This window comes from Azospirillum lipoferum, assembly GCF_024170005.1.
Classification (GTDB): Bacteria; Pseudomonadota; Alphaproteobacteria; order Azospirillales; family Azospirillaceae; genus Azospirillum; species Azospirillum lipoferum.
Genome location: NZ_JALJXJ010000014.1, coordinates 71,928 through 96,476, shown reverse-complemented (window position 1 = coordinate 96,476; position 24,549 = coordinate 71,928). Strand labels below are relative to the sequence as shown.

General features: G+C 67.9%; 25 protein-coding genes. 6 read left to right on the top strand and 19 right to left on the bottom strand.

What is annotated here, in order from left to right:
* Positions 1-20: 20 nt before the first annotated feature.
* From J2848_RS27265 to J2848_RS27250, 4 genes are all read right to left on the bottom strand, one after another.
* The gene (locus J2848_RS27265; protein WP_149229703.1) at positions 21-1,097 is read right to left on the bottom strand and encodes a hypothetical protein; all 1,077 of its coding nucleotides are present in this window, start codon (positions 1,095-1,097) and stop codon (positions 21-23) included.
* Positions 1,098-1,347: 250 nt separating this feature from the next.
* Positions 1,348-1,569 (bottom strand): DUF1150 family protein, encoded by a 222-nt coding sequence (locus J2848_RS27260; protein ID WP_149229704.1) that lies wholly within the window; start codon positions 1,567-1,569, stop codon positions 1,348-1,350.
* A gap of 84 nt (positions 1,570-1,653) precedes the next feature.
* Positions 1,654-2,130, bottom strand: a complete 477-nt coding sequence (locus J2848_RS27255) for an Hsp20 family protein (protein WP_149229705.1) — start codon at positions 2,128-2,130, stop codon at positions 1,654-1,656.
* A 162-nt stretch (positions 2,131-2,292) separates the two neighbouring features.
* Complete coding sequence (locus tag J2848_RS27250) at positions 2,293-3,429, bottom strand: NAD(P)/FAD-dependent oxidoreductase (protein ID WP_149229706.1); 1,137 nt, start codon at positions 3,427-3,429, stop codon at positions 2,293-2,295.
* Positions 3,430-3,667: 238 nt separating this feature from the next.
* Between J2848_RS27250 and rpsD the strand changes: the two genes are divergently transcribed.
* A complete protein-coding gene (gene rpsD, locus J2848_RS27245) occupies positions 3,668-4,282 on the top strand; it encodes a 30S ribosomal protein S4 (protein WP_109443111.1) in 615 nt (204 codons plus the stop codon).
* A 92-nt stretch (positions 4,283-4,374) separates the two neighbouring features.
* Here rpsD and J2848_RS27240 read toward each other — a convergent pair whose 3' ends face one another.
* The 15 genes from J2848_RS27240 to J2848_RS27160 all read right to left on the bottom strand — a co-directional run bounded on the left by J2848_RS27240 (position 4,375) and on the right by J2848_RS27160 (position 19,610).
* Complete coding sequence (locus J2848_RS27240) at positions 4,375-5,592, bottom strand: PP2C family protein-serine/threonine phosphatase (protein WP_149229707.1); 1,218 nt, start codon at positions 5,590-5,592, stop codon at positions 4,375-4,377.
* Complete coding sequence (locus J2848_RS36020) at positions 5,589-6,866, bottom strand: response regulator (RefSeq protein WP_281288533.1); 1,278 nt, start codon at positions 6,864-6,866, stop codon at positions 5,589-5,591. The genes J2848_RS27240 and J2848_RS36020 overlap by 4 nt, the downstream gene beginning before the upstream one ends.
* The gene (locus J2848_RS27225) at positions 6,863-7,648 is read right to left on the bottom strand and encodes an ATP-binding protein (RefSeq protein ID WP_149230426.1); all 786 of its coding nucleotides are present in this window, start codon (positions 7,646-7,648) and stop codon (positions 6,863-6,865) included. The genes J2848_RS36020 and J2848_RS27225 overlap by 4 nt, the downstream gene beginning before the upstream one ends.
* Positions 7,649-7,677: 29 nt before the next feature.
* Positions 7,678-7,983, bottom strand: coding sequence for an STAS domain-containing protein (locus tag J2848_RS27220; protein ID WP_149229708.1), 306 nt, complete (start codon positions 7,981-7,983; stop codon positions 7,678-7,680).
* Positions 7,984-8,036: 53 nt separating this feature from the next.
* Positions 8,037-9,185, bottom strand: coding sequence for a methyl-accepting chemotaxis protein (locus J2848_RS27215; RefSeq protein WP_149229709.1), 1,149 nt, complete (start codon positions 9,183-9,185; stop codon positions 8,037-8,039).
* Between the two features lie 81 nt (positions 9,186-9,266).
* Positions 9,267-10,334: a protein-glutamate methylesterase/protein-glutamine glutaminase gene (locus tag J2848_RS27210; RefSeq protein ID WP_149229710.1), complete on the bottom strand. Its 1,068-nt coding sequence runs from the start codon at positions 10,332-10,334 to the stop codon at positions 9,267-9,269.
* 3 nt (positions 10,335-10,337) lie between these two features.
* On the bottom strand, positions 10,338-11,000 hold the full coding sequence (locus tag J2848_RS27205) for a chemotaxis protein (RefSeq protein WP_149229711.1): 663 nt from the start codon (positions 10,998-11,000) through the stop codon (positions 10,338-10,340).
* Between the two features lie 3 nt (positions 11,001-11,003).
* Complete coding sequence (locus tag J2848_RS27200; protein ID WP_149229712.1) at positions 11,004-11,918, bottom strand: CheR family methyltransferase; 915 nt, start codon at positions 11,916-11,918, stop codon at positions 11,004-11,006.
* A gap of 19 nt (positions 11,919-11,937) precedes the next feature.
* Positions 11,938-14,487 carry a methyl-accepting chemotaxis protein gene (locus J2848_RS36015; protein WP_149229713.1) on the bottom strand — a complete coding sequence of 850 codons (2,550 nt, stop codon included), beginning with the start codon at positions 14,485-14,487 and terminating at the stop codon, positions 11,938-11,940.
* Between the two features lie 70 nt (positions 14,488-14,557).
* The gene (locus J2848_RS27185; RefSeq protein WP_149229714.1) at positions 14,558-15,100 is read right to left on the bottom strand and encodes a chemotaxis protein CheW; all 543 of its coding nucleotides are present in this window, start codon (positions 15,098-15,100) and stop codon (positions 14,558-14,560) included.
* 9 nt (positions 15,101-15,109) lie between these two features.
* A complete protein-coding gene (locus J2848_RS27180; protein ID WP_149229715.1) occupies positions 15,110-17,428 on the bottom strand; it encodes a chemotaxis protein CheA in 2,319 nt (772 codons plus the stop codon).
* 34 nt (positions 17,429-17,462) lie between these two features.
* Positions 17,463-17,840: a response regulator gene (locus tag J2848_RS27175; protein WP_149229716.1), complete on the bottom strand. Its 378-nt coding sequence runs from the start codon at positions 17,838-17,840 to the stop codon at positions 17,463-17,465.
* Positions 17,825-18,139, bottom strand: a complete 315-nt coding sequence (locus J2848_RS27170; RefSeq protein WP_149229717.1) for an STAS domain-containing protein — start codon at positions 18,137-18,139, stop codon at positions 17,825-17,827. The genes J2848_RS27175 and J2848_RS27170 overlap by 16 nt, the downstream gene beginning before the upstream one ends.
* Positions 18,140-18,324: 185 nt before the next feature.
* Positions 18,325-18,846, bottom strand: a complete 522-nt coding sequence (locus tag J2848_RS27165) for an RNA pyrophosphohydrolase (RefSeq protein WP_149229718.1) — start codon at positions 18,844-18,846, stop codon at positions 18,325-18,327.
* Positions 18,847-18,866: 20 nt separating this feature from the next.
* Positions 18,867-19,610 (bottom strand): sulfite exporter TauE/SafE family protein, encoded by a 744-nt coding sequence (locus tag J2848_RS27160; protein WP_149229719.1) that lies wholly within the window; start codon positions 19,608-19,610, stop codon positions 18,867-18,869.
* Positions 19,611-19,775: 165 nt separating this feature from the next.
* Here J2848_RS27160 and J2848_RS27155 point away from each other — a divergent pair, with 165 nt between their 5' ends.
* The 5 genes from J2848_RS27155 (at position 19,776) to gpmI (ending at position 24,426) form a co-directional block, all read left to right on the top strand.
* Positions 19,776-21,050 carry a glutamate-5-semialdehyde dehydrogenase gene (locus J2848_RS27155; protein ID WP_149229720.1) on the top strand — a complete coding sequence of 425 codons (1,275 nt, stop codon included), beginning with the start codon at positions 19,776-19,778 and terminating at the stop codon, positions 21,048-21,050.
* A 70-nt stretch (positions 21,051-21,120) separates the two neighbouring features.
* Positions 21,121-21,825 (top strand): nicotinate-nucleotide adenylyltransferase, encoded by a 705-nt coding sequence (locus tag J2848_RS27150; protein ID WP_376992699.1) that lies wholly within the window; start codon positions 21,121-21,123, stop codon positions 21,823-21,825.
* Complete coding sequence (rsfS, locus tag J2848_RS27145) at positions 21,822-22,268, top strand: ribosome silencing factor (RefSeq protein WP_012974900.1); 447 nt, start codon at positions 21,822-21,824, stop codon at positions 22,266-22,268. The genes J2848_RS27150 and rsfS overlap by 4 nt, the downstream gene beginning before the upstream one ends.
* A 49-nt stretch (positions 22,269-22,317) precedes the next feature.
* On the top strand, positions 22,318-22,776 hold the full coding sequence (gene rlmH, locus J2848_RS27140; RefSeq protein WP_149229721.1) for a 23S rRNA (pseudouridine(1915)-N(3))-methyltransferase RlmH: 459 nt from the start codon (positions 22,318-22,320) through the stop codon (positions 22,774-22,776).
* Between the two features lie 90 nt (positions 22,777-22,866).
* The gene (gpmI, locus tag J2848_RS27135; RefSeq protein ID WP_149229722.1) at positions 22,867-24,426 is read left to right on the top strand and encodes a 2,3-bisphosphoglycerate-independent phosphoglycerate mutase; all 1,560 of its coding nucleotides are present in this window, start codon (positions 22,867-22,869) and stop codon (positions 24,424-24,426) included.
* Positions 24,427-24,549: the final 123 nt, after the last annotated feature.

Sequence of the window (24,549 nt, the reverse complement as noted above, 5' to 3'; positions counted from 1 at the left end):
CGTGGGGACAGCCAGGGCGTCTACAGGTGTCCCGTCCGCGCCGATTGCTCCAGCGCCTTGATGTGCGACAGGCCGGGCAGGATCTCCGACTTCACGAACTCCATGCGGCGGTTGGGACCGCCGCCGCCGCGGGCGAAGCGGTGCTTCCACAAATTCATCTTCACCGCCAGACCGCACAGCACCCCGCCGATGGTGACATGGTGGGAGGAGATCAGCTCGCGGATCGACCGGAAGGTGTCAGCGTTGATGTCGCTCCAGAAATCCTTCGACCGGTTGTCGAAGCTCTCGAACCGGCCGGTGATGGAGGTTGCGATGTCGGTCAGGTCGCGGGCGATCTCGTCGAGCATGCGCATCTGGCGGGAATCGCGCTTGACCTCGGCCGAGCTGCGGATTTCGCCCATCCAGCCGACGAAACGCTGGACCTCCGGCACGATCTCGTCCAGGCATTTGCGGAAATAGGCCAGCGACAGGAAGATGTCGCCATACTCCTCGAGGAATTTCGGAATATCGGTCAGGCCGATGTCCAGCCGATCGGCCATCATGCGCAGGTTGCGCAGGGCCTCATCCCGGTTTGGGTTGGCGAACAGCTGGATGATGTCGGTCACGTCGGCGACCTGAAGCTCCTCCGTGCCATAGACATATTCCATCAGCGGGCGGGTGAAGACCCGCATGTAGCTGGTCAGTTCGGCTTTCTTGCGGTCGGACAGCGTCAGCGATTCGACGTTGTTGACGTCGATATTCAACCGCCTCAGCTCGATCCGCGAGGAATAAACGTCGAAGCTGGAGGCCGCGCCGATCTTCTCCAGCTTCACCAGATCGCGCTCGACCTCGTCCTTGTAGGATTCGAAGTAAGCCGGGATGTGGCGGGGGGATACCTGTCCGCTGCCGGTCTGGGCGTCACGGAACATTTCCACAACGGTCTGCAGCCGGACATTCTTGATCAGACGGGCATGCTGCAGGCCTGGGGTTTCTAGCGGGATCGACGATAGCGGCAGGATGTGAAGGGAATCGCGGGCCTCATCGTCCCACGCCTTGCGCTGTTCCGTCTCGGCGGCGGTCTTTGTGTCCACCGCCGTATCGCTTGCCCCGCCGTCCACCCGACCGTCTCCCGATGCCTTGTCGCGTCTTGCGTCCATGATTATCGCAGAGCGCACCTTACAACAGGAGTCAGGGCTGACAAGGATCGAGATGCCGCGCGCTGCAACGGAAAAGTGACAAAACGGAACCAGAGATTGAAACTGCTCCAGTGCAACCGGATATGCCGATTCCGGTGATGCCCGACGGCTTCCGAACTCTCTTGCCCCGGAGCCATGGCCGTCCGGGCTCCGGGGCAAGGGAATGGGCGCGTCAGTGGACGCTGACCGGCTCCATGTCGTTCTGCACGATGGCGGCGAAGGCCAGTTCGCGGTCGGCGACGACGCTCAGCGGCGTGCCGTCGGCGGCGTGGATGGCGAAGGCGGCGGTGCCGTCCATCTCCACCGGGCGGACATAGGCGACGTCGCCCAGGCCGAAGCTGGCGAAATCCTGGGTCGACAGCTGGCGCAGCTGGCTGTGGGTATCGTTCATCATGGTCATGGTCTCCCGGCGGCTCCCCGTCATGGGCGGCCGCGCGTGCAGAGTCTCGGGGGGGCAGGCAAGAAGGGAAGGGAGGGATCAGTCGTCCCGGCCGTCGGCGGACACGTCGATGGTGCGGGGCATGGCACCGCCGGCGCTCTTCTTCGGCTGTTCGATCTTGATGGTGCGGACCTTGGGCTCCGGCATTGGGCGGGTCAGGTCGATGTTCAGCAGCCCATTGTCGAGCGAGCAGCCCACCACTTCGATCCCTTCGGCCAGGACAAAACTGCGCTGGAACTGCCGCGCTGCGATGCCGCGGTGCAGGTAGACGCGCGATTTGTCGTCGGTCTGGCGGCCGCGGATGACGAGCTGGTTGTCCTCGATCTGGACCGACAGGTCCTCGGAGGTGAAGCCGGCCACGGCGAGCGTGATGCGCAGGCCATCGTCGCCGATCTGCTCGATGTTGTAGGGGGGATAGCCCTCGGCCGAATTTTTGGCGATCCGGTCGAGCGTCCGCTCGAACTGGTCAAAGCCGAGCAGCAGCGGGCTGTTGAAGAGCGAAAGGCGAGTCGTCACGACGCATCCTCCTCACGACGGGAGCGAGTTGCGGAAGATGGGCCCGTTTCCGGCGCCCGGCGGATCGGCGGCCCAGCATCCGCCGGCGCCGCCATGCCTATAGATTGGGAGAGCCGCGGTCGCGGTCAAGAACCCTGTGCGCCTCGGGAATGGTTAACGATCTCAGGCGAATATCTCGGGCGTCTCGCCAAGCTCCACGGCCACCGCGTCGGCGATGGCGAGGCAGGAGGTCAGGCCGGGCGATTCGATGCCGAACAGGTTGACCAGACCGTCCACCCCGTGGATACCCGGCCCCTGGATGAGGAAGTCGGCCTGCGGCTGCCCCGGCCCGCTCAGCTTCGGGCGCACGCCGGAATAGGCCGGGACCAGCGCGCCATCCGGCAGCCCCGGCCAGTAGGCGCGCACCGCGCCGTAGAAGGAGTCGGCACGGGCGGGATCGACGGCGTAATCGACAGCACCCTTCAGATCGCCCAGCCATTCCACGTCGGGGCCGAACCGGGCCTGTCCGGCGAGGTCCAGCGTCAGGTGGACACCCAGACCGCCTTCCACCGGCACCGGATAGACCAGCCGCGAGAAGGGCGAGCGGCCGGCGGCCAGCGCATAGTAGTTGCCCTTTGCCAGCACACGCGGGGGCACATGGGTGGCGTCCAGCCCCTCGAGCCCGCGGGCGACGGCCCAGGCGCCCAGCCCGGCGGCGTTGACCAGCGTGGTGCAGGCGATGCGCATCGGCTCCGCCCCGCCGACCTCCAGCTCGAAGCCGCCCGCGGTGCGGTGGGAACGCAGCAGCGGGCTGAGCAGGGCCAGCATCGTCCCGGCCTCCTCCGCGTCGCCCAGCAGGGCCAGCATCAGCCCGTGGCTGTCGATGATGCCGGTGGAGGGCGACAGGAGGGCGCCGACGGTGCGCAGGTTGGGTTCCCACGCCTGCGCGGTGGCGGCATCGATCTCCGTCAGGTCGGTGACGCCGTTGGCGGCGGCCTGGGCGCGGATGGCCGCCAGCTTCGGCAGCTGGGCCTCCTCCGTCGCGACGATCAGCTTGCCGATGCGGCGATGCTCCACCCCGTGGGCGGCGCAGTAATCATAGAGCGCGTCGCGGCCGGGCACGCACAGGCGGGCGCGCAGGCTGCCGGTGGGATAATAGATGCCGGCATGGATGACTTCGGAGTTGCGCGAGCTGGTGCCGGTGCCGATGGCGTCCGCCGCCTCCAGCACGATCACCTCGCGCCCGGCCTGCGCCAGCCGGCGCGCCACCGCCAGACCGACCACGCCCGCCCCGACGACCACGCACTCCACCCGTTCCATCGCGTCATTCCTGCCTGCCGCTTGCGGTGCCGGGAAGGGGAGCGCAATAGGGTGAAGCGCGCAAGGGGTTCCGGACATGCCGTCGCTCTTGACTCGGCCGCGCCAATGGGTATTGTGCGCGCCTTCACCTCCTGGGAAAGCGGGCGCGCGCAATCTTTGACGCCCCGTCCGCCGCCTGAACAGGGCGGACGGAACTACCGGGACAACATCAACTCGTGTCCAACGAGGCGTGAGAGTTATGAGCAAGCGTCAAGAGTCCAAGTATAAGATCGACCGCCGCCTTGGCGTCAACCTGTGGGGCCGCGCCAAGAGCCCGCTGAACAAGCGCGAGTATGGCCCGGGTCAGCACGGCCAGCGCCGCAAGAAGCCGTCGGACTACGGTCTGCAGCTGATGGCCAAGCAGAAGCTGAAGGGCTACTACGGCAACATCGGCGAGAAGCAGTTCCGCCGCATCTATGCCGAGGCCGTCCGCCGCAAGGGCGACACCGGCGAGAACCTGATCGGCCTGCTGGAGCGCCGTCTGGACGCCGTGGTCTACCGCATGAAGTTTGCGCCGACGCCGTTCGCCGCGCGTCAGCTGATCAACCACGGCCACATCCTGGTCAACGGCCGCCGCCTGAACATCGCTTCGGCCCGCATCAAGGACAACGACACCGTCGAGGTGCGCGCCAAGTCCAAGCAGATGGCGCTGATCCTGGAAGCTTCCGCTTCCGGCGAGCGTGACATCCCCGACTACCTGGAAGTCGACGGTAGCGCCCTGAAGGGCCGCTTCGTCCGCGCCCCGCTGCTGGCCGACGTTCCGTATCCGGTCCAGATGGAACCGAACCTGGTCATCGAGTTCTACTCGCGCTGATCGGTCGGCTCCTGCCGAACGCGAAAGGCCGCCCCCTCGGGGGCGGCCTTTTTGCTTTCGGGGTGCCGATTATCAGATGTATCGGACCGCCGCTACCGCCGCCGCGTCAGCAGCAGTGCCGTCAGGTCGTCGTCGATGGGGCCCGTCGCTGCCAGATCGTCGAGCAGGCCGGACAGCAGGCCAGCGTCGTCGGATTCGTGCAGGTGGCGGGCGAGCAGGGTGGCGAGGCCGTATTCGTCGAGAACCTCATGGCTCTCCCGGCCGCCGATCGGGATTTCGATGGCGGCGTCGGAATAGAGGAACAGCCGGGCGCCGGGTGGCATCGGCAGCTTGCGGCTGTCGTAACTGGCCGACGACAGCAGGCCGAGCGGCAGGCCGCTGCCGTCGCCCAATCGTGGCGCCTCGTCTCCGGGACACCACATCATCGGTGCCGTCGATCCGGCGGAGGCATAGTGGAACATTCCGGCCATCGGGTCGATCAGGCCGGTCAGCATGGTGGCGAACTGGCCGCAGGGTAGCAGCCCGCACAGCCGGCGGTTCACCGCCCCCAGGAATTCCGCCGGGCTCAGGTCGGTGCTGCCGATCTGGCGGCAGATGGCATCCAGCCGGAAGGTGTTCAGCGCGGCGCCGACGCCATGGCCGGAGAAATCGACCAGATAGACGGCGACCCGGCCGTCGGGCAGCCGTTCGATTCCCCAGAAGTCGCCACCCAGTTCGGAGGAGGGCGCGAAGTGGGCCTGCACGGCGATGCCGCTGGCGGTCTCCAGCTCCGTTAGCCGGTCGGGGCCGGGCAGCATCCTTGCCTGCATGGCGCGGGCCAGCTTCAGCTCGCTTTCCGTGCGGCTGTGATACTGCTCCAGGTCGCGCAGCATGGCGCGCTTGCGCAGGTGGATGCGCACGCGTGCCAGCAGTTCCACCGCGTTGACCGGTTTGGTGACATAGTCGGTCGCGCCGGCGGCGAAGGCGCGGGCGCGATCCTCCGCCCGGTTCAGGCTGGACTGCACCAGAACCGGCAGTGATTTCCAGCGCGGGTCGGTGCGCAGACGCCGGCACATCTCGAACCCGTCCATCTGCGGCATCATCAGGTCGAGCAGCACGAGGTCGGGCTTGAAGCGTTCCATCCGGACCAGCGCGTCCTGCCCGTCCTCCGCCTGTTCGATCAGGGTGATGCCGCCGCGTTCCAGCAGAGCCAGCAGAAGGTGCCGGTTGATCCGGTTGTCGTCGACGATCAGCACGCGGGCGCCGGCCAACCCATCGAAGGCATCGCGCGTCTCGATCGGCAGCAGGCCGGGCGGCGGGGATCCGCTCATCCTGCCGCCTCCCGTTCGATCCACAGCAGCGTGTGGTCGTCGCCGCTGACTTGGCCGAGGGCAAAGCCCAGCGAGCGGACCACGGCGTCGAAGCCTTCTCCCTCCGCCACCGCGCGGGCGATCATCCAGCCGAGCCCGATCCCGGTCCCGCCGGCGTCCAGCGCCTCCAGCACCGCGACGGAGTAGAGCGCCAGCACGCCGCCCCGCGGCAGAGTCATCGCTTCGCTGCGATAGCGGGTGCCGGGCACGATGCCGATCGGCAGGCCGGTGGCCGAACCGAACGCCGGTCCGCCGTCATTGCCCAGGATCATTGGCGGCGCCCCGTCGGCCGAGGCATGGATGAAGCGTCCGGCTTCACCGTCCACCACACCGTAGGTCATGGTGGCCTTTTCCCCCAATGCCAACAGCCCGGCGGCGCGGTCGTTCAGCGCGGTCAGCAGAGCGGCGGCATCCTCGCCGTGGACGGGACCCAACTCCTGCAGAAGAGTGTGCAGCCGGAAGGCGTTCAGCGCCGCCGAGACGCCGCGGCCGGCGACGTTCAGCAGATAGACGCCGAAACGCCGCCGCCCCAGCGGCAGCAGCCCCCACAGATCGCCACCGAGATGGGGAGAGATCACGCTGTGGGCGCGCAGCCGGCAACCGGCGGCGGCGGCCGCGACGGCACTTTGCGCCGGGGTCGGCAGCAGATGCTCATGCATCGACCGGGCGATGGACAGCTCCGCTTCCACCCGCGCGCGATAGGTCTGCAGGCGGCGGATCAGCAGCCGGTCTTCCAGATGGACGCGCACGCGGGCCAGCAGCTCCGTGCGTTCCAGCGGCTTGGACACCAGATCGGTTGTGCCGGCGGCGAAGGCACGGTTTCGGTCCTCGCCCGACGACAACGCAGTCTGCACCAGGATCGGCAGGTCGGCCGTCTCCGGCATGGCACGCAGGCGGCGGCAGACCTCGAACCCGTCCATTCCCGGCATCATGATGTCCAGGATCAGCAGGTCGGGGAGGGCGGCCTCGATCATCGCCAGCGCTTCCGGCCCCCCGGCGGCGAAGGATACCCGGCGGAAGCCGGCCTCGGCCAGGATGGCACCGATCAGAGCGCGGTTGAAGGCGGTGTCGTCCACCACCAGGATCGGGCAGTCCAGGACGGTGCAGTCGGGGAGCCGGCATTCACAGGGGGGACCATCGGACCCCTGCACATCGGCCAGCCCGGCAGCCGAAGGGCCGGCAGCCAGGGAGGATGCCGCTTGGCAGTCGGGACTATGCCACCCTTCCGCGCTCACAGCCGGAACCTCATGCGGATGCGGCGGCCGCCATCCTCGATCTCCAACCCTGCGGAGATGCCGGCGATCAGGTCCAGGCCGCGTCCCGATGCACCGGTGCTGGTGCGCGGGCCTGGGGTGAAACCGGCGCCCTCGTCGCTGATCTCCACAGTCGCCAGCGGCCGGTTGTCCTCCGCCGGGTCTATCCGGATCGCGATGGCGATGCGCCGGGCCGCCAGCGCCGGGTCGGCCAGACGGGCGCCCAGATCGCGGGAAAACCGCTCCAGTTCCCGGGCGCTCAGTTCCTTCATGCCGGCGACGCCCAGGTTGCCGTGGACCAGCGCGTTGCTGACCGCCTCGTGCAGAGCCAGTTCGACGTCGTCGCGGTGGTCTCCGGTCAGCGGATGGCGGGCGTTCAAAGCGGCCAGCAGCCGACCGCCAAGCTGGAGGTCGTGCGCGGTGGCCGTGGTCAGGTTCAGGTAGAGGTCGTTGCCGGCCGCTTCCGCCAGCATTTCAGCCAATTGGATGACAGGTTCGGATAGGGCGGTGCCGGCCGGTGGTTCGATCCAGGCGGCGACGGGGGGAAGCCACAGTGCGTCGAGGTCCGGGCCGGTGCCCGCCTCGCTTCCGGTCAGCAGGGCGACCAGCGGCGCCGGCCGATCCTCCGGACAGGGGGGGGCCGCTGTCGGGGACAGCCGCAGCGCCTGTGCCAGCTCGTTCCGCTGTTCGGCCGGCAGCCCCGGGGCCAGAAGACCGGCGAAGTGGATGCGGCAGCCGGTGGGCCGGGCCGTGTCCTGGGCCATGTGCTGGGCTGTCCCGTCGATCACCGGGATCAGTCCTCGATCGGGACGATCTTGGCGATCTGTGCCACGGTCAGCACCCGTTTGACCTGTCCGGTGGCGCCGCGCAGGACGAACTGCTTGGCAGCACGGTCCATCTCCTCCCGCGCGATCAGCAGCATGCCGATGCCGGCGGAATCGACGAATTCGAGCGACGACAGGTCGAGCACCTGACGCTTGAGCTTGTTCTGCCCCATCTCGCCGATCAGGATCCGCAACTTCGCGTGGTCGTTGAAGGTCAGGCGACCACGCAGGCGAATGACCGCTTCCTGATCGCGGACTTCTATGCCGTAATCCATAGGCCCGTCTTTCCGCAAAGGTGGTTTAGTGTACAGACGGCGGCTGTACCGCGCTAGAAGAGTTCAATATCACCGCCGGCGCTGCCTCCCCCTGCGGCATCGAGGTCCAGCACGCCATTTTCATCCAGTGCCGTGCCTTCCAACAATAGCCTGCGCACGAAGCGCTCGCGCATCTCGCTCAACGTGAAACGTCCCATCAGCTGATTCAGCCATTCCTGCGGCTCGCGTGTGCCGATGCCGGCGGGCACCTGGGCACGGATTTGGGTTTCCAGTTCTCCCAGTCCGGCGCTCATGATGGCGAGACTGTCGTTGATCGCCTCAATCCGCTGCTTGGTCAGATCCTGGAACTGCATGCCGGTGATGACGTGGGCGATGGTGGAGGACATGTCCGACGACACCGAGGCGGCCGTCTCCAGCACCGCTTGGAAATGGGTGGTCTGCGCCACCAGGCTGTCCATCGTCTTGTCGACGCGCTCCTTGGCCAGCATCTGCGGCGACATGTCGGTGTTGGCGATCTGGCGCAGGATGTCGTGGCCGTTACGCACGCCCTTCACCACTGCGGTGACCTTGCTGCGCATGCGTTCGGCCAGTTCGCCGGTGGAGCGGGAAAGGTGCCGCACCTCCTGCGCCACCACGGCGAAGGTACGCCCGGCCTCGCCGGCACGGCTGGCCTCGATGGTGGCGTTCAGCGCCAGGAAGTTGGTCTGCCGGTTGATGCCGTCGATGTCGCCGATCGACTTCTCCAGCTCTGCCACGTCCTTCTGCACGTCGTCCAGCAGATAGACCATGCTCATGGCATGGCGCGACAGGGTGACGATGTTGGTCACCATGTCGGTGATCACGTCCTGCATGCCGACGACGAGCGTGTCGAGTGGCACCCGTTCGCCGTCGAGATCGACCGACCCGGCCATGGCGACGATCTGGGCCACCCGTTCCGACTGCTCCAGCGCCTTCTGGGCCAGTTCGCGGAAGCGTTCCGACAGATCGAGGGTGGAGGTCTCCACATGCTCCGAGGTGCGCGTCAGCTCCCCCTGCACGACGTCGAGCGTGCGGCGCTGCACGTCGGCGAAGCCGAGCCAGGTTGACAGAAGCTCCGCGGTGACCGCGACCTTGGCGGCGCCGTCCGGCATCGCGGAGACGTCCTGGGGCGCGGCAATCGCAAGGCCGGTCTGGACGGCGTCGTGGGCAGCGGGGTTAAACATGCTGGTGCTCCTTGGAAACTCTGCCCGGGGAAACTCTGCCCAGAAAAACTGGGCCCGGGAAAACTGGGTTCGGATGCCCGCTCAGGTCGGGGCGGTGCGGGGGCGTTCGCCGACGGCGTCGAAGGCGCGCAGCATTTCGGCGGGGATTTGGGCGAGCGGCAGTTCGACCGCGACCGCACCGGCCTCCCTGGCGGCACGCGGCATTCCATAGACGACGCAACTCGACTCCTGTTCACCGATGGTGAAGGCGCCGGCCTCCTGCATCGCCTTCATGCCGATGGCGCCGTCGCGGCCCATGCCGGACAGGATGACGCCGACGGCGTTGCTGCCGGCCGCCTTGGCGACGGAGGCGAACAGCACGTCGACCGACGGGCGGTGGCCGCTGACCGGCGGGGTGTCCTGGATGTGGCAGACGAAGCCGGCGGTGTCGCGGATGATGGCGAGATGGCGGTCGCCGGGGGCGATCAGCACCAGCCCCTGGGCCGGCCGATCGCCATGGGCGGCCACCCGCACGGTCGGGGCCGACAGCCGGTCGAGCCGGGCGGCGAAGCTGGGAACGTAGCTCGGCCCCATATGCTGGGTGACGACGATGGGCGGACAGTCGGCCGGCATGGCGGCCAGCACGTCGCGGATGCGCTCCACCCCGCCGGTCGAGGCGCCGATGGCGATCAGCCGCTTGCCCGACCCGGCCCGGCGCGGCGTCGGCAGGACGCCATGGGCGGCGGCCGGGCGGCGCATGGTCAGCCTCGCGGTGGCGGCGACGCGGATCTTGGAGACCAGCTCCATCGCGGTCGCCTCGAAGCCCTGCCCATCGGAACCGCCGGGCTTTGCGACGCAGTCCACCGCCCCCAGTTCCAGCGCGCGGATGGCGGCGTCCGACCCTTCGCTGGTCAGGGAGGAGACCATGATGACCGGCGTCGGCCGCAGGGTCATGATCTTCTCCAGGAAGGACAGGCCGTCCATCTTCGGCATTTCGACGTCCAGCGTGATGACGTCGGGGTTGGTGGCCTTGATGACCTCGCGCGCCTCGAACGCATCGCGGGCGACGCCGGCCACTTCCATCCCTGCCTCGTGGGTCAGGATGTCCTTCAGCATTTCGCGCATCAGGGCGCTGTCGTCGACGATGACGACACGGATCGGCCTGGGCATCGGTCAGCTCCCTCCCGGATCGGTGGGCGTGAACAGTTCGACCTCGCCCTCCTCGGGTAGCTGGCTCGGGAGGCGGATGAAACGCTGCTCGCGCCTGACGGTGTCGGCCGCCGCCTCCGGCCGCAGCAGGCGGCGCAGTGCTCGGCCGCTGTGCGGGAAATAATGCAGCCGCCGGGCAAAGCCGCCGCCCAGATCATGGCCGGCCAGCGTCAGCCCCTCCGTCCGCACGTAATCCAGCGCGAAGCGGCTGTTCAGCCCACCGATGTCGTAGCTCGACTCGATGACGCGGCCGCCGCCGAACAGCTTGACCTGAAGGCGCTGGCGTTCTGCACCGGCGGCCAGCAGCGCGTTTATCAGCCGTTCCATCGCGACCGAGCCGTAGCGTGCGGCCATGCCCGCACCTTCCAGCTCGCTCGCCGGCAGGTCGGGCAGCATGAAATGGTTCGTGCCGCCGATCCTCCTGACGGGATCATGGATGCAGGCCGCTACGCAGGAGCCCAGCGTCGTCGCGATCATCAGGTCGGGGCGGTCGCTGACCGCCTGCTGACCGAGGCCGATCTTGATGGTGTCGGCGTTGAATTCCCGGTTGAAATAGCGCCCGCTGCCCATGCGGCGGGAGAACCCGGCGGGGGCCGGCTCGTCATGGGGGAGGGGAGAGGCGTTCATCGCTCAATCCCTCCGGTAGATGGTCGGACCGGCCTGACGGAACAGGTTCGACACGCCATACAGGCTCTCCGAGTGACCGAGGAACAGATACCCGCCAGGGCGGAGCATCCGGGCGAAGTTTTCTATCACCTGCATCCGGCCGCGGCGGTCGAAATAAATCAGGACATTGCGGCAAAAGATCGCGTCGAACGGGCCGGACATCGGCCAATGTTCCAGCAGGTTCAGAGGCTTGACGGTGACGAGGCGCTTCAGCTCCTCGCCCATCGCCACCACCGGCTCTCCCTCCAGCCGGGTGTCTGTGGTGAAGCGCTGGCGGACCTGTGGCGGGATGCCGGTGGCGCCCGACAGCGGGTAGATGCCACGCCGGGCGGTCTCGACCATGTGGGTGTCGATGTCGGTGGCGAGGATGCGGGCATCCCAGCGGCGCAGTTCCGCCCCCATGGTCGAGACCAGCACCATCGCCATGCTGTAGGGCTCCGGCCCCGAGGAGCAGCCGGCCGACCACAGCCGCAGCCGTGGCTTCGGTTGGTGGGCGTTCAGCGCCCGCAGCTCCGGCAGGACGGTGGAGGCGAGGAAGTCGAAATGGTGCGATTCACGGTAGAAGCTGGTCAGGTTGGTGGTCAGCGCATTGACCAGGAAGCCGATCTCGTCCGTTACATCGTCACTTTGCAGCAGGGCGCAATAGGCGTCGAAGTCGGGCAGCCGCAGTTCGCGCAGCCGGCGGGCAAGCCGGGCATAGACCATTTCGGCCTTGTGCGGCGCCAGCGCGATGCCGGCCAGTTGATAAAGCAGACCGGCGATCAGGTCGAAATGGTGCCGCTCGAAATGGAACTCGCGAGCGCCGCCGAACACCGCGGCCGGGAGGGTGCGCCGCAGTGTCTCCGGTTCGGTCGTCGGAGCGGTGGAGCGGTCGGTCATCGCGGCACCGGTGGCATCGTCAGGCGGATTTGCGATCGAGGGTGAAGAAGGTCATCTGGTGGCGCAGCTGGTCGGCCTGCTCCTCCAACGAGCGGGCGGCGGCGGTGCTTTCCTCCACCAGGGCGGCGTTCTTCTGGGTCATCTCGTCCATCTGGGCGATGGCGATGTTGACCTCGTCCAGGCCCGACGCCTGTTCGGCGGTCGCCCGCGCGATCTCCGACACCAGATCGGCGACACGACCGATGCCCGACACGATCCCCGTCAGGGAACTGCCGGCCGACCGCACGAGGTCGACGCCATCGCGCACCTGCCCGCCGCTGTCGAGGATCAGCGACTTGATCTCCTTCGACGCCTGGGCGGAGCGCTGGGCGAGCTGCCGCACCTCCTGTGCCACCACGGCAAAGCCGCGCCCGGCGTCGCCGGCGCGAGCCGCCTCGACCGCTGCGTTCAGCGCCAGCAGGTTGGTCTGGAAGGCGATCTCGTCGATCACACCGATGATGTCGGAGATCTTCTGCGACGATTGCTCGATCCGGCGCATCGCCTCAACCGCACTGGTCGCCACCTGCCCGCCGCGCGAGGCCGCGCTGCGCGCCTCGGCGGCGTAGCCGTTGACCTGCTGGGCGTTGTCGGCGTTGGAGCGCACGGTGGCGGCGAGTTGTTCCATGCTGGCCGCGGTCTCCTCCAGCGAGGAGGCCTGCTGTTCGGTCCGTTCCGACAGGTCCATGCTGCCTTCCGCCACCTCGCGGCTGGCGACGGCGATGGAGTCGGCGGCGTGGTCGATGCGCTGCACGATCTCCGACAGGCGGGCGACCGTGCCGTTGAAATCGTCCTTCAGCCGCTGGAACACGCCTTCATACTGCTTGTCGATGCGGCTGGTCAGGTCGCCGCGCGACAGCGCCTCCAGCACCGAAGCCAGTTCCTCGGTGACGCCGGCGATGTTCTCCGACAGGCGGTTGATGCCTTCGCTGACCAGCCGGAAGAAACCGGTCTTGCCGTCCAGCGCGATGCGATGGGTGAAGTCGCCGCGCACGGCGTTTTCCACCATGGCGCCGATCTCCTTCTCGATCGCCAGTTCCTCCGTCAGGTCGCGCCATTCGACGACGGTGCCAAGCCGTTCGCCCCGGCGGCTGACCACCGGGTTGGCGATGACCTGGAAGCTGCGGCGGCCGGTCCTGGCCCAGCCGCGGTGGGTCTGGGTCAGGTCGGCCAGCAGGCGGCGCTGGTGGGTAGGATCGCGATGGAAGACGTCGAAATTCTGCCCGACCAGCTTGTTGGGATCGAAGCCGGGCAGCGAGATGCGCAGGTCGGCCTCGGCATTGCGGAACATGCCGATGATCGCGTCGTTGGCGTAGAGGATGCGGCCGTCGGTGTCGGCCATCATGATGTTGGCTGACACCCGTTCCAGCGCGATGCGGGAGCGCAGGGCTTCCACCGCCTCGTCCTTGAAGGCGGCGACGGCGCGGGCCATGTCGCCCAGCTCGTCCTGCTGGCCGGTGTGGGGAACGCTGACCGACAGCTTGCCCTCGGTCAGTTCGGCCATCACCCGGCGGATGCCGGTGACCGGCCCGATGATCGAGGCGGCGATGCGGTTGGCGGCGACGATGCCGATCACCAGCGACAGCAGCCCCAGCCCGATCGTCAGGCGGATGGTGAAGCTGGCCTCGCGGCCCGCTTCCTCCTCGATCGCCCTGGAGCCGGCGGCGATGGCGGCAACGATTCCGTCGATGGCGCGGTTGATCGCCGTGGCGGCGGCGGCGAGGTCGTCGGTGCGGCGCTTGGCCTCGTCATTGGCGGCGACGACCTCGCGGAAGGCGGCGCGGTATTCGGCGGCGCGGACGTCGACCTCCCGCAACGCCAGGGACAGGCCGGCGTTGCTGCGCAGCAGGACGGACAGCCGGGCGATGCCGTCGCTCATCGTCTTGCCTTCGGCCTCGACCTGGGATGTTGCGGCGGAATCACGCAGGCCGATGGCGCGGTTGGCGTTGAAGCGGGTCAGCAGCCAACGCTTCTCCACCTCCTGCGCGCTAGAGGCCACGTCCTTGTCGCCGGAGGAGTCGGCTGCGGCCACCACCTCTTCCAGCCGCTTGGTCACCTGGGCGCCCAGCGGATCCATGCGCTCGTGCAGCGTCCGGTCGGCCCGGTCACGAACGGTGCGCACCGCATCGAACTTCTCGTGGTAGGCGCCGTGCAGGCCGTTTAGGTCGGCGAAGGCGGCAGCCTGGGGGGAGGCCTTCAGTCTGGCCTGCCGCTCCGCCATCGCCGTTTCGAACTCACCGCGCAGGACGCGCAGCCGGTCTAGTGCCTCGGTCGAGCCGAGATTGATGTATTCGCGGCTCTGCAGCCGTTCCGCCCCCAGGCGGCTTTCCAGATCCTTGGCGAAGACGGCGAGATCGCCTGATGCGATAACGCTATCGATGCGGCGGTCCAGCCCGTCCAGGCCATAGATGCCGATGCCGGACTGGGTGGCGATCAGAATCAGCAGCAGGCCGAAGACCAGCCACAGCCGCTTGGCGATGCGCATGTTGCTGAGGAAGGTGCCGGCTTTGGCGATCGTACCGTCGGTGGCCATCGGTGACGTTCCCTCTTATTTTTATGGCTTCTCGTGCGGTCTGCCTGCCGTTGGCCTGCGCCGGTCTGGATCAGGTCGGCTCCAGCGCGGTGCGGGCGGCGGGGTCCTGGTCGACATGTTCGCCCGCGAACAGCTTGCCGACGTTCAGCAGGGTCACCATGCGGTTCTCGGCGGTGTAGAGGCCGCTGAGATATTCGGCGTCGATCAGGCCGCTGTCGACGTCGGGCGGCGGCTTGATGGCGTCATGGCCGATCGCCAGGATATCGGAAATGGCATCGACCAGGATGCCGCGGGTGCGCTCGCCCACCTGCATCACCACCACGACATGGCGCTTCGTCACCTGGGTCAGGCCGCCGCCGAAGCGGGCCCGCAGATCGAAGATCGGGATGATGATGCCGCGCAGGTTGATGACGCCGCGGACATAGTCGGGCAGGTTCGGCAGGCGGCTTTCCGGCGTCCAGCCGCGGATTTCGCGCACGGCCAGGATGTTGACGCCATACTCCTCGCTGCCGACCGTGAAGGTGACATATTGCTCCTCGCTCCCGTTCGCGGCGCCGGCGGACTGGAGATCGGTGCGGGAGCCGACGGGGGCGATTGCGGTGGAACTGCTCATCGCTGGACCTCAAACCGTTTGGCGTTGACGCTGCCCGGTCCTGTCCGTCGGGGCGGGCAGGGACGGGGAGGGCGGAGTGCTGTTGCCGGCACCCTGGGTGTTGCCGCCGGTGGCGGCACCGTGGCGGCTCATTTCGCGCAGGCCCGCCACGTCGAGGATCAGGGCGACCCGGCCGTCGCCCAGGATGGTGGCGGCGGCCACGCCGTCCAGCCGGCGGAAATTGGCTTCCAGGCTCTTGATGACGACCTGCTGCTGGCCCAGCACCTCGTCCACCACCAGGCCGAGGCGGGAGCCGTCCTCCGTCTCCACCAGCACGACCAGCCCCTTGGTGGCGTCGTCGATGGCCTTGGGAATGCCGAACAGCCGGTGCAGATGGACGAGCCGGACATATTCGCCGCGCGCCATCATGACGTCGCACTTGTTGACCAGCCCGTGCAGGTCGGCCGGCTTCGGCCGCAGGCTTTCCACGATGTTGGTTAGCGGCAGGACGAAGCGCTCCTCTCCCACCGAGATCACCATGCCGTCCAGCACCGCCAGCGTCAGCGGCAGCGACAGGACGAAGCGCGAACCCTCACCCGGCGTCGAATAGACGCCGATGCGCCCGCCCAGGCTGGAGATGTTCCGCCGCACCACGTCCATGCCGACGCCGCGGCCGGAGAGATTCGACACCTGATCGGCGGTGGAGAAGCCGGGCAGGAAGATCAAATTGTCGATCTCCTCGTCCGACAGGCTGGCGCCGGGCTGCACCAGCCCCTTTTCGATCGCCTTGGACAGCACCTTGGCACGGTTGATGCCCCGGCCGTCGTCGGTCACCTCGATCACGATGCGGCCCGACCGGTGGGCGGCGGACAGATGCACGGTGCCGGCGCGCGGCTTGCCGACGCGTTCCCGCTCCTCCGGGCTTTCCAGCCCATGGTCGATGGAGTTGCGGATCATGTGGGTCAGCGGGTCGACGAGGTTCTCCACCACCGTCTTGTCGACCTCCGTCGTCTCGCCCGAGGTGATCAGCATCACCTCCTTGCCGGTCATGGCGGCACATTCGCGCACCAGCCGCGGCATGCGGGAGAAGACGCTGGAGACCGGCTGGGCGCGGATCGACATCACGCTCTCGCGCAGTTCGCGGGTGTGCTGGGCGAGGCCTTCCAGCCCCTCCAGCAGTTCCTGGAACTGGCCGGGCGGCAGGTCACGCAGATGTTCCGCGATCATCGCCTGAGTGATGACCATCTCGCCGACCATGTTGACCAGCCGGTCGATCTTGTCGAGGTCGACGCGGATGGTGTGGGTGGTCGGGCCGGTATGGTCGCCGCCCGCGGCGCCGCCATTCGTGCGCTTGGCGCCGTCGCCGGGCTTCGCCGAGCCCGACGTGGTGGCGACCGGGGTGGCTGGCGACGACGCGGCGACGGGTTCCGGCAGGGCGACGGTCGGGACAGGGGACGATTGAAGAACCGGGACGGGGGCCGCCGGGGGAATGATCGCGGGTGGCGGGGCTTCGGCGCTGATGCGGATGTCACAGTCGTCGGCGACGAATTCGAACACGTCGTCGATCTGGGCACGGTCGACCTGCGGGTCGGCCAGCAGCGTCACCGTCCAGGACAGGTGCAGCAGTTCGGCATCGAGATCGCGCAGCGAGGGCAGCTTGTCGAGGTGGCAGACCACCTCCGCCTCGCCCAGCCTGCGCAGGGCGCGCAGCATGTAGGTCGGCTCGTTGCCCGACAGCAGCAGTTCGGCTTTCGGGCGGAAGACGATCGTCCACCGGACCTTCCCCTCGGGGATCGGGCCGCCGGAGGCGGGTGCCGGCTGATCGTCGCGCGCGGCCTGGATGGCGGCCAGCGCGTCGCCGAAGATGCCGGCCTCGTCATCCTCGTCGTCGGGGTAGAGCGTGGCGGCTGGCGAGACGACGGGCGATGGGGCGGCGGGGGCCTCGTCCGTTGCCGGCTCCCCGGCCTTGTCCAGGAAGAGGCGCAGCGCCGCGACGGACTCGTCGGTGGTGCCGGCCGGTGCATCGGTTTCGTCGGCGGCGTGGGCCAGCAGGCGGGCCAACACGTCGTTGGCGCGGATCAGCGTGTCGACCAGTTCCGTGGTGACCGGGATTTCGGCGTTGCGCACGCCGTCCATCACCGTTTCGAACTCGTGCGCGAAGGCGACGAGGTCGTTGAAGCCGAAGGCGCCGCCGCCGCCCTTGATCGAGTGGACGGCGCGGAAGATCGCATTGACCTCGTCCATATCAACCTCGCCGGGGGCGAGGCGCAGCAGCCCGGCCTCGGCGACGGCCAGGAGTTCGGCGCTTTCGTCGAAGTAGGTCTGCTTGAAACGGCTGAGATCGTCCACGGCTGCACCCCTCCCTGACTCTGGCGGCTTGCGGTCAGCCGCAGACCTTCTGCACCACCGACACCAGCTTGTCGGGGTTGAAGGGCTTCACGATCCAGCCGGTGGCGCCGGCGGCGCGGCCTTCGGACTTCTTGCTTTCGTCCGCTTCGGTGGTCAGCATCAGGATCGGCAGGGTGCGGTGGGCCGGGATGGCGCGCAGCTTGCGGATCAGGGTCAGCCCATCCATCACCGGCATGTTCAGGTCGGTGATGACCAGATCCACCGTGGTGGTGGCGATGGCGCTCATCGCCTGCTGGCCGTCGGCGGCCTCCACCACGTCATAGCCGGCGCCGCGCAGGGTGAAGGACACCATGTCGCGCATGGTGCGCGAGTCGTCCACCGTCATCACTTTCTTCTTCACGCTCGGCTCCATTGCTTCAGCCAGGCGGCGAGTCCCAGATCCTCGCACGCTTCGGACAGGATCTCGGACGGGGTGGCGAGGGCGAAGGCGACCCCGCGCTCGGCCGCATCGCGGGCGGCGACGACCAGCGCCTGGATGCAGGCGGCGCTGATGCGTTCCACCGCGTCGGCCTGAACGATGACGTCCGCCGAGGCTTTGAAGGCGGCACGCAGGCTGTCCAGCAGAGGTTGCGCCATGGGCAAGTCGAGGTCGCTCGGCAGGCCCAGGCGGATCCGGCCGTCTTCCTCCTCCGTCCATTTGATCAGCGACACGCCACCCCTCCGTCTACGGCAGGCACATTCTTGCGCATTGCGGTTGCAGCAGCGACGTTGCCAGACTGCGTCTCAAGGATTCGTTAAGCCGCAAGCTTCGGACGGCGGGGGTGGAGGCCGTAAGTTGGGGATAACCGCAATCAAAAATGGGACATGGCGGATTGGCTGGCGCCCGGCGGGAGCGGTCAGCCCTTCGAGGGCGCGATCAGCGGGCGGAACTCGGCCAGGACGGACTCATAGACCGGGCGCTTGAAGGCGACGATCAGGCCCGGCAGATCTTCCGCATCGACCCATTTCCAGGCGTCGAATTCCGGATGCCCGGTATCGAGCCGGATGTCGGATTCGGCGCCGGTGAAGCGGGCCAGCATCCACATCTGCTCCTGCCCGCGCCAGCGGCCCCTCCACACCTTCCCCAGCAGCTCGTCGGGCAGGTCGTAGCGGTGGGGGGCGGCGGTCATGGCAATGAACTCCGCCTTGGCGGTGCCGATCTCCTCCTCCAGCTCGCGGAAGGCGGCGCTGCGGGCATCCTCGCCCTCGTCGATGCCGCCCTGGGGCATCTGCCAGTCGGCCTCCGACCCGCAGCGCCTGGCGACGAACACCTCGCCGCGGTCGTTCAGCAGCATGATCCCAACGCAGGGGCGGTAGGGCAGGGCCCCACGATCAATAGAGGGGCGGTCAATAGGGGTGCGGTCGATGGTGGAGGTCATGCCGGTGGGCTCCGTTGGGGTCAGGTCTTGGTGAGGAAGAAATAGACGGTCATGGCGGCTCCCACCAGGATCACCAGCTTGCGCAGGACCGGCGGCGGGATGTGGCGGGCGACCGAGGCGCCGGCATAGCCGCCGGCCATGGCGGCGACCAGCATGATGAGCGCCTCCGTCCAATAAACGGCCCCGCCGGCGACGAAGGCCGCCACCGCCACCGCGTTCAGGCAGCCGGAGACCAGCGACTTCAGCCCGTTCATCGCGTGGAGGTCGGTCAGGCCGAAGACGCCGAGCGTCGCCAGGATCAGGATGCCGATGCCGCCGCCGAAATAGCCGCCATAGATCGCGATCAGGAACTGGACCGCCAGCACCGTGCCATGGCCGATGGTGAAGTTCCGCCGGACCCAGGCCGAGGCGGTTGGGCCGATGGCGAACAGCAGCGTCGCGAACAGCAGAAGCCACGGCACGATGACCTCGAAGGTCCGCTGCGGCGTCCATAGCAACAGCAGCGCGCCCAGAAGGCCGCCGACGAGGCTGATGCCGAGGAAGGAGGGCAGGTGCACCTCGCGGATGCGGCCCAACTCCCGCCTGTAGCCGAAGGCGCTGGCCAGCGCGCCGGGCGATACCGCGACGGTGCTGGTGGCGTTGGCGTTCAGCGGCGGCACGCCGGCGAGGATCAGCGCCGGGAAGGTCAGGAAGCTGCCGCCCCCGGCCACGGCGTTCAGCACGCCCGCGAAAAAGGCGGAGACGATCAGCAGCAGCGTCAGCATGTCACCCTACTCGAAAACCTTGCCCCGGCTTGATCGGCGCATTGCGTTTTGCACACGCCCGCCCATACCGCAACGCCGAAGTCCCACAACCGCACGGCTTTCGCAACCCCGAACAATTCGTTAAGGTCGTCGTCCCTTCAACGGATAGAGTGTCCGGAGACCTCCATGTCCGCCCTGCTCGATACCACCGACGCCCTGCACGACCAGATGATCGCCCTCGGCCGCGCCGCCCGCGCCGCCGCGGCCGCGCTGGCGACCGTGCCAGGACCGTCGAAGGACCGGGCGCTGAGGGCGGCTGCGGCGGCCATCCGCGCCCGCGCCGCCGAGATCAAGGCCGCGAATGCCGAGGACATGGCGAACGCCCGCGACCTGTCCGGCCCCCTGCGCGAACGGCTGATGCTGGACGACAAGCGCATCGAGGCGATGGCCAAGGGCCTGGAGGATATCGCCGACTTCCCCGATCCCATCGGCGGCGTGCTGGCGGAGTGGACACGGCCCAACGGCCTGCGCATCCAGCGCGTCCGCGTGCCGCTTGGCGTCGTCGGCATCATCTATGAAAGCCGGCCCAACGTGACGGCAGATGCCGGCGGCATCTGCCTGAAGTCGGGCAACGCCGCCATCCTGCGCGGCGGGTCGGAGAGCATCCGCTCGTCGCGCGCCATTGCCTCCTGTCTGGCCCAGGGCTTGCGCGAGGCCGGATTGCCGGAGGCGACGATCCAACTGGTGCCGACCACCGACCGCGCTGCCGTCGGCCACATGCTGACGATGCGCGACTACATCGACGTCATCATTCCGCGTGGCGGCAAATCGCTGATCCAGCGCATCGCCGACGAGAGCCGGGTGCCGGTCATCAAGCATCTGGACGGCAACTGCCACGTCTATGTCGATGCCGCCGCCGACCTGGAGAAGGCGCGCAAGGTGGTGCTGAACGCCAAGATGCGCCGCACCTCCATCTGCGGTGCCGCCGAGACGCTGCTGGTCGATCGCGCCATTGCCGACAAGGCTTTGCCGCTTCTGGTGAAGGATCTGCTGGATGCCGGCTGCGCCGTGCGCGGCGATGCGGCGGCCCGGGCGGCCGATCCGCGGGTGACGGCGGTGGCGCCGGAGGATTGGGACACCGAGTATCTCGACGCCATCATCGCCTGTGGCGTGGTGGATGGGGTGGATGCGGCAATCGACCACATCAACGCCCACAGCTCCCACCACACCGAATCCATCCTGACCGAGGATCCGGCGACTGCGGAGCGGTTCCTGTCGCGGGTGGACAGCGGCATCGTGCTGTGGAACGCCTCGACCCAGTTCGCCGACGGCGGCGAATTCGGCATGGGGGCGGAGATCGGCATCTCCACCGACAAGTTCCACGCCCGCGGCCCGGTGGGTGCGGAACAACTGACCAGCTACAAGTATGTCGTGCGCGGCGATGGCCAGACGCGGCCTTAAGGATCAGTCCCTCTCCCGTCCACCCGGAACCCTCTCCCCCCCGGGGAGAGGGCAGGGTGAGGGGGATGCATTGCGAGGATCGTCCGGCAAACGGAACCCCCTCACCCAACCCTCTCCCCGGGGGGGAGAGGGGAAGCGCTTCGGGCTGAGGTCCGGGTTCGAAAAAGCCCCCCACCTCTATTCCGGTCCGCTCTATGCCGGGCTGACCGTCGGCATTCTCGGCGGGTCGTTCAATCCGGCCCATGCCGGGCATCGTCACATCAGCCTGTTTGCGCTGAAGACGCTCGGCCTCGACCGTGTCTGGTGGATGGTCAGTCCGCAGAACCCGTTGAAGTCCGCCGCCGGTATGGCCTCCCTGCCTGAGCGGCTGGAGGAGGCGCGGGCCGTTGCCGCCCATCCGCGGATCGAGGTGACGGCGATCGAGACGGCGCTCGGCACCCGCTTCACCGCCGACACGCTGGCCAAGCTTCAGCGCCGCTTCCCCAAGACCCGCTTCGTCTGGCTGATGGGGGCGGACAATCTGCGGCAAATTCCGCGCTGGATGCACTGGACTCGAATCTTCGACTCGGTGGCCGTTGCGGTTTTCGCTCGCCCCACCTATTCTCTTGGTGCGTTGAGCGGCAAGGCCGCCCAGCGTTACACCCGTCGGCGGGTGTCGGTGTCTGGGGTCAAAGGGCTGGCGCGCCGCAGGCGGCCGGCCTGGGCGTTCTTACGCAACCCCTTGCACCCGGCCTCGGCGACGGCGATCCGGCAGGCACGGGCCGCCGGGTCGTGAAACCGTTGCAAGAGGTTGGAGCCATCACCACGCACACCGAAACGGCCGCGACCGCTCCGCGGCCAGCCGCCGTTCCCCAGATCCTGGAACCGCAGGACCTGAAGGCGCTCATCCAGGCGTCGCTCGACGCCGACCAGGCGGATGACGTGACCGTCATCGATCTCGCCGGGAAAACCACCTTCGCCGATTACATGATCGTGGCGTCGGGCCGCAACACGCGGCACATCGCCGCCATGGCCATGAAGCTGGCCGAAAAGCTGAAGCAGGCCGGCGTCCGCGGCGTCGAGATGGAAGGCATGACCCAGTGCGACTGGGTGCTGGTCGATGCCGGCGACGTGATCGTCCACCTGTTCAAGCCGGAAGTCCGGACCTTCTACAACATCGAGAAGATGTGGGGTCTGGAGCTGCCGACGCCGTCGGGCACGGCGCGGCTGAGCGCCTGACGGGCAGAGGGCGGAAACAAGGGCGGAAACGACGGCGGAGGGCCGCATCATGCGTCTGTGGCTCGCCGCTGTCGGGCGGTCGCGGGGTGGACCGACCCGCGACCTGTTCGACGAGTATGTCGGACGGCTCAGCTGGCCCTTCACCCTGAAGGAGGTCGAGGTGAAGAAACGCCTCTCCTCCGACGAATTGAAACGGCAGGAGGCGGAGTTGCTGCTCGCCGCCGTGCCGGCCGGCGCCATCGTGGTGGCGCTGGACGAACGCGGCAAGGCGCTGCCCAGCGAGACCTTCGCCGCCAAAATCGGCGACTGGCGCGACCGCGGCGCCGGCGACCTTGCCTTCCTGATCGGCGGTGCCGACGGCCATGGCGACGCGGTGCGCGCGCGGGCCGACTTGCTGCTCGCCTTCGGGCCGATGACCTGGCCCCACATGCTGGTGCGCGGCATGCTTGCGGAGCAACTCTATCGCGCCCAACAAATTCTTGCCGGCCACCCCTATCACAGATCCTGATACCGAGCGTCGCATCCGGCGCGCGGAAAAGCGCCGGAGCCGAAAAACACAAAACTCCGAGACCACAACCTTTCGAGAAAGGTAAGCGCGATGACCGAGACCAACCGACCCCGCCCCGTCGTCCTCTGCATCCTGGACGGCTGGGGCTATCGCGAGGAGCGGTCGGACAACGCGATCGCGCTGGGCGATACCCCGAACTGGGACCGCCTGTGGTCGGCCGAACCGACGGCCTTCCTCGACGCCAGCGAGGAGGAGGTCGGCCTGCCGAAGGGCCAGATGGGCAACTCCGAGGTCGGGCACATGAATCTCGGCGCCGGCCGGGTCGTCATGCAGGATCTCGTGATGATCGACCACGCCATCGTCGAGGGCGAGCTTGAGCGCAACGCCGCGCTGAACGATCTGGTCAAGGAGATGCACAAGACCGGCGGGCGCGTCCATCTGATGGGGCTGCTGTCGCCCGGTGGCGTCCACTCGCACCAGGATCACATCGCGGCGCTGGCCGGCGTGCTGTCGCGCGAAGGCGTGCCGGTGGCGGTCCACGCCTTCACCGATGGCCGCGACGTGCCGCCGCAGAGCGCCAAGGATCAGGTCGCTGAGTTCATGGCCGATGTCTTCGAATTGCCGGGGGTCGAGGTGGCGACCGTTATCGGCCGTTATTACGCGATGGACCGCGACAAGCGCTGGGACCGTGTCGCCAAGGCTTATGCGGCGATGACCAAGGCCGAGGGCGAGCATGCCGCCGACCCGATCCAGGCGATCGAGCAGAGCTATGCCGCCGACAAGCATGACGAGTTCATCCTGCCGACGGTGATCGGCGACTATGCCGGCATGAAGGACGGCGACGCCATCCTGATGGCGAATTTCCGCGCCGACCGCGCCCGCGAGATCCTGGCCGCCTATGTCGAGAAGGATTTCGACGGCTTCCCCGTCGATGGGGTGAAGCTGGCCGCTGTGGTCGGCATGGTCGAATATTCGTCGGCGCTGGCGAAGCTGATGACCACCATCTTTCCGCCCAAAACCCTGACCAAAGTGCTGGGCGAGGTGGTTTCCGAGGCCGGAATGAAGCAGCTGCGCATCGCCGAGACGGAGAAGTATCCGCACGTCACCTTCTTCTTCAACGGCGGCGAGGAGCGGGTCTATGAGGGCGAGGACCGCATCCTGGTGCCGTCTCCGAAGGTCGCCACCTACGACCTCCAGCCGGAAATGTCGGCCGGCGAGGTGACCGACAAGCTGGTCGGCGCCATCGATTCCGGCAAGTACGACCTGATCGTCGTGAACTTCGCCAACCCCGACATGGTCGGCCACAGCGGCATGCTCGACGCCGCCATCAAGGCGGTGCAGGCGGTCGACGCCAGCGTCGGTCAGGTGGAGGCCGCGGTGCGCCGTGCCGGCGGCGCCATGCTGATCACCGCCGACCACGGCAATTGCGAGCTGATGAAGGACCCGGAGACCGGCGGCCCGCACACCGCCCACACGCTGGACAAGGTGCCGCTGGTGCTGGTCAACGGCCCGGCCGGCGCCCGGATCGACAGCGGCCGGCTGGCCGACATCGCTCCGACCTTGCTCGATCTGCTGGGCCTACCGAAGCCGGCCGAGATGACCGGCCGCAACCTGCTGGTCCGCACCGCCGCCCGCGCAGCGGCGGAGTAACGGATGGCGTGGGGCGTGCCCTTTGCCCTTGATGCCCCCTCTCCCCCCCGGGGAGAGGGTCGGGGTGAGGGGCGCGCGTGGCGTGGAGCCACAGGAATTCCGGCGCTTGGTCCTGCATATCGA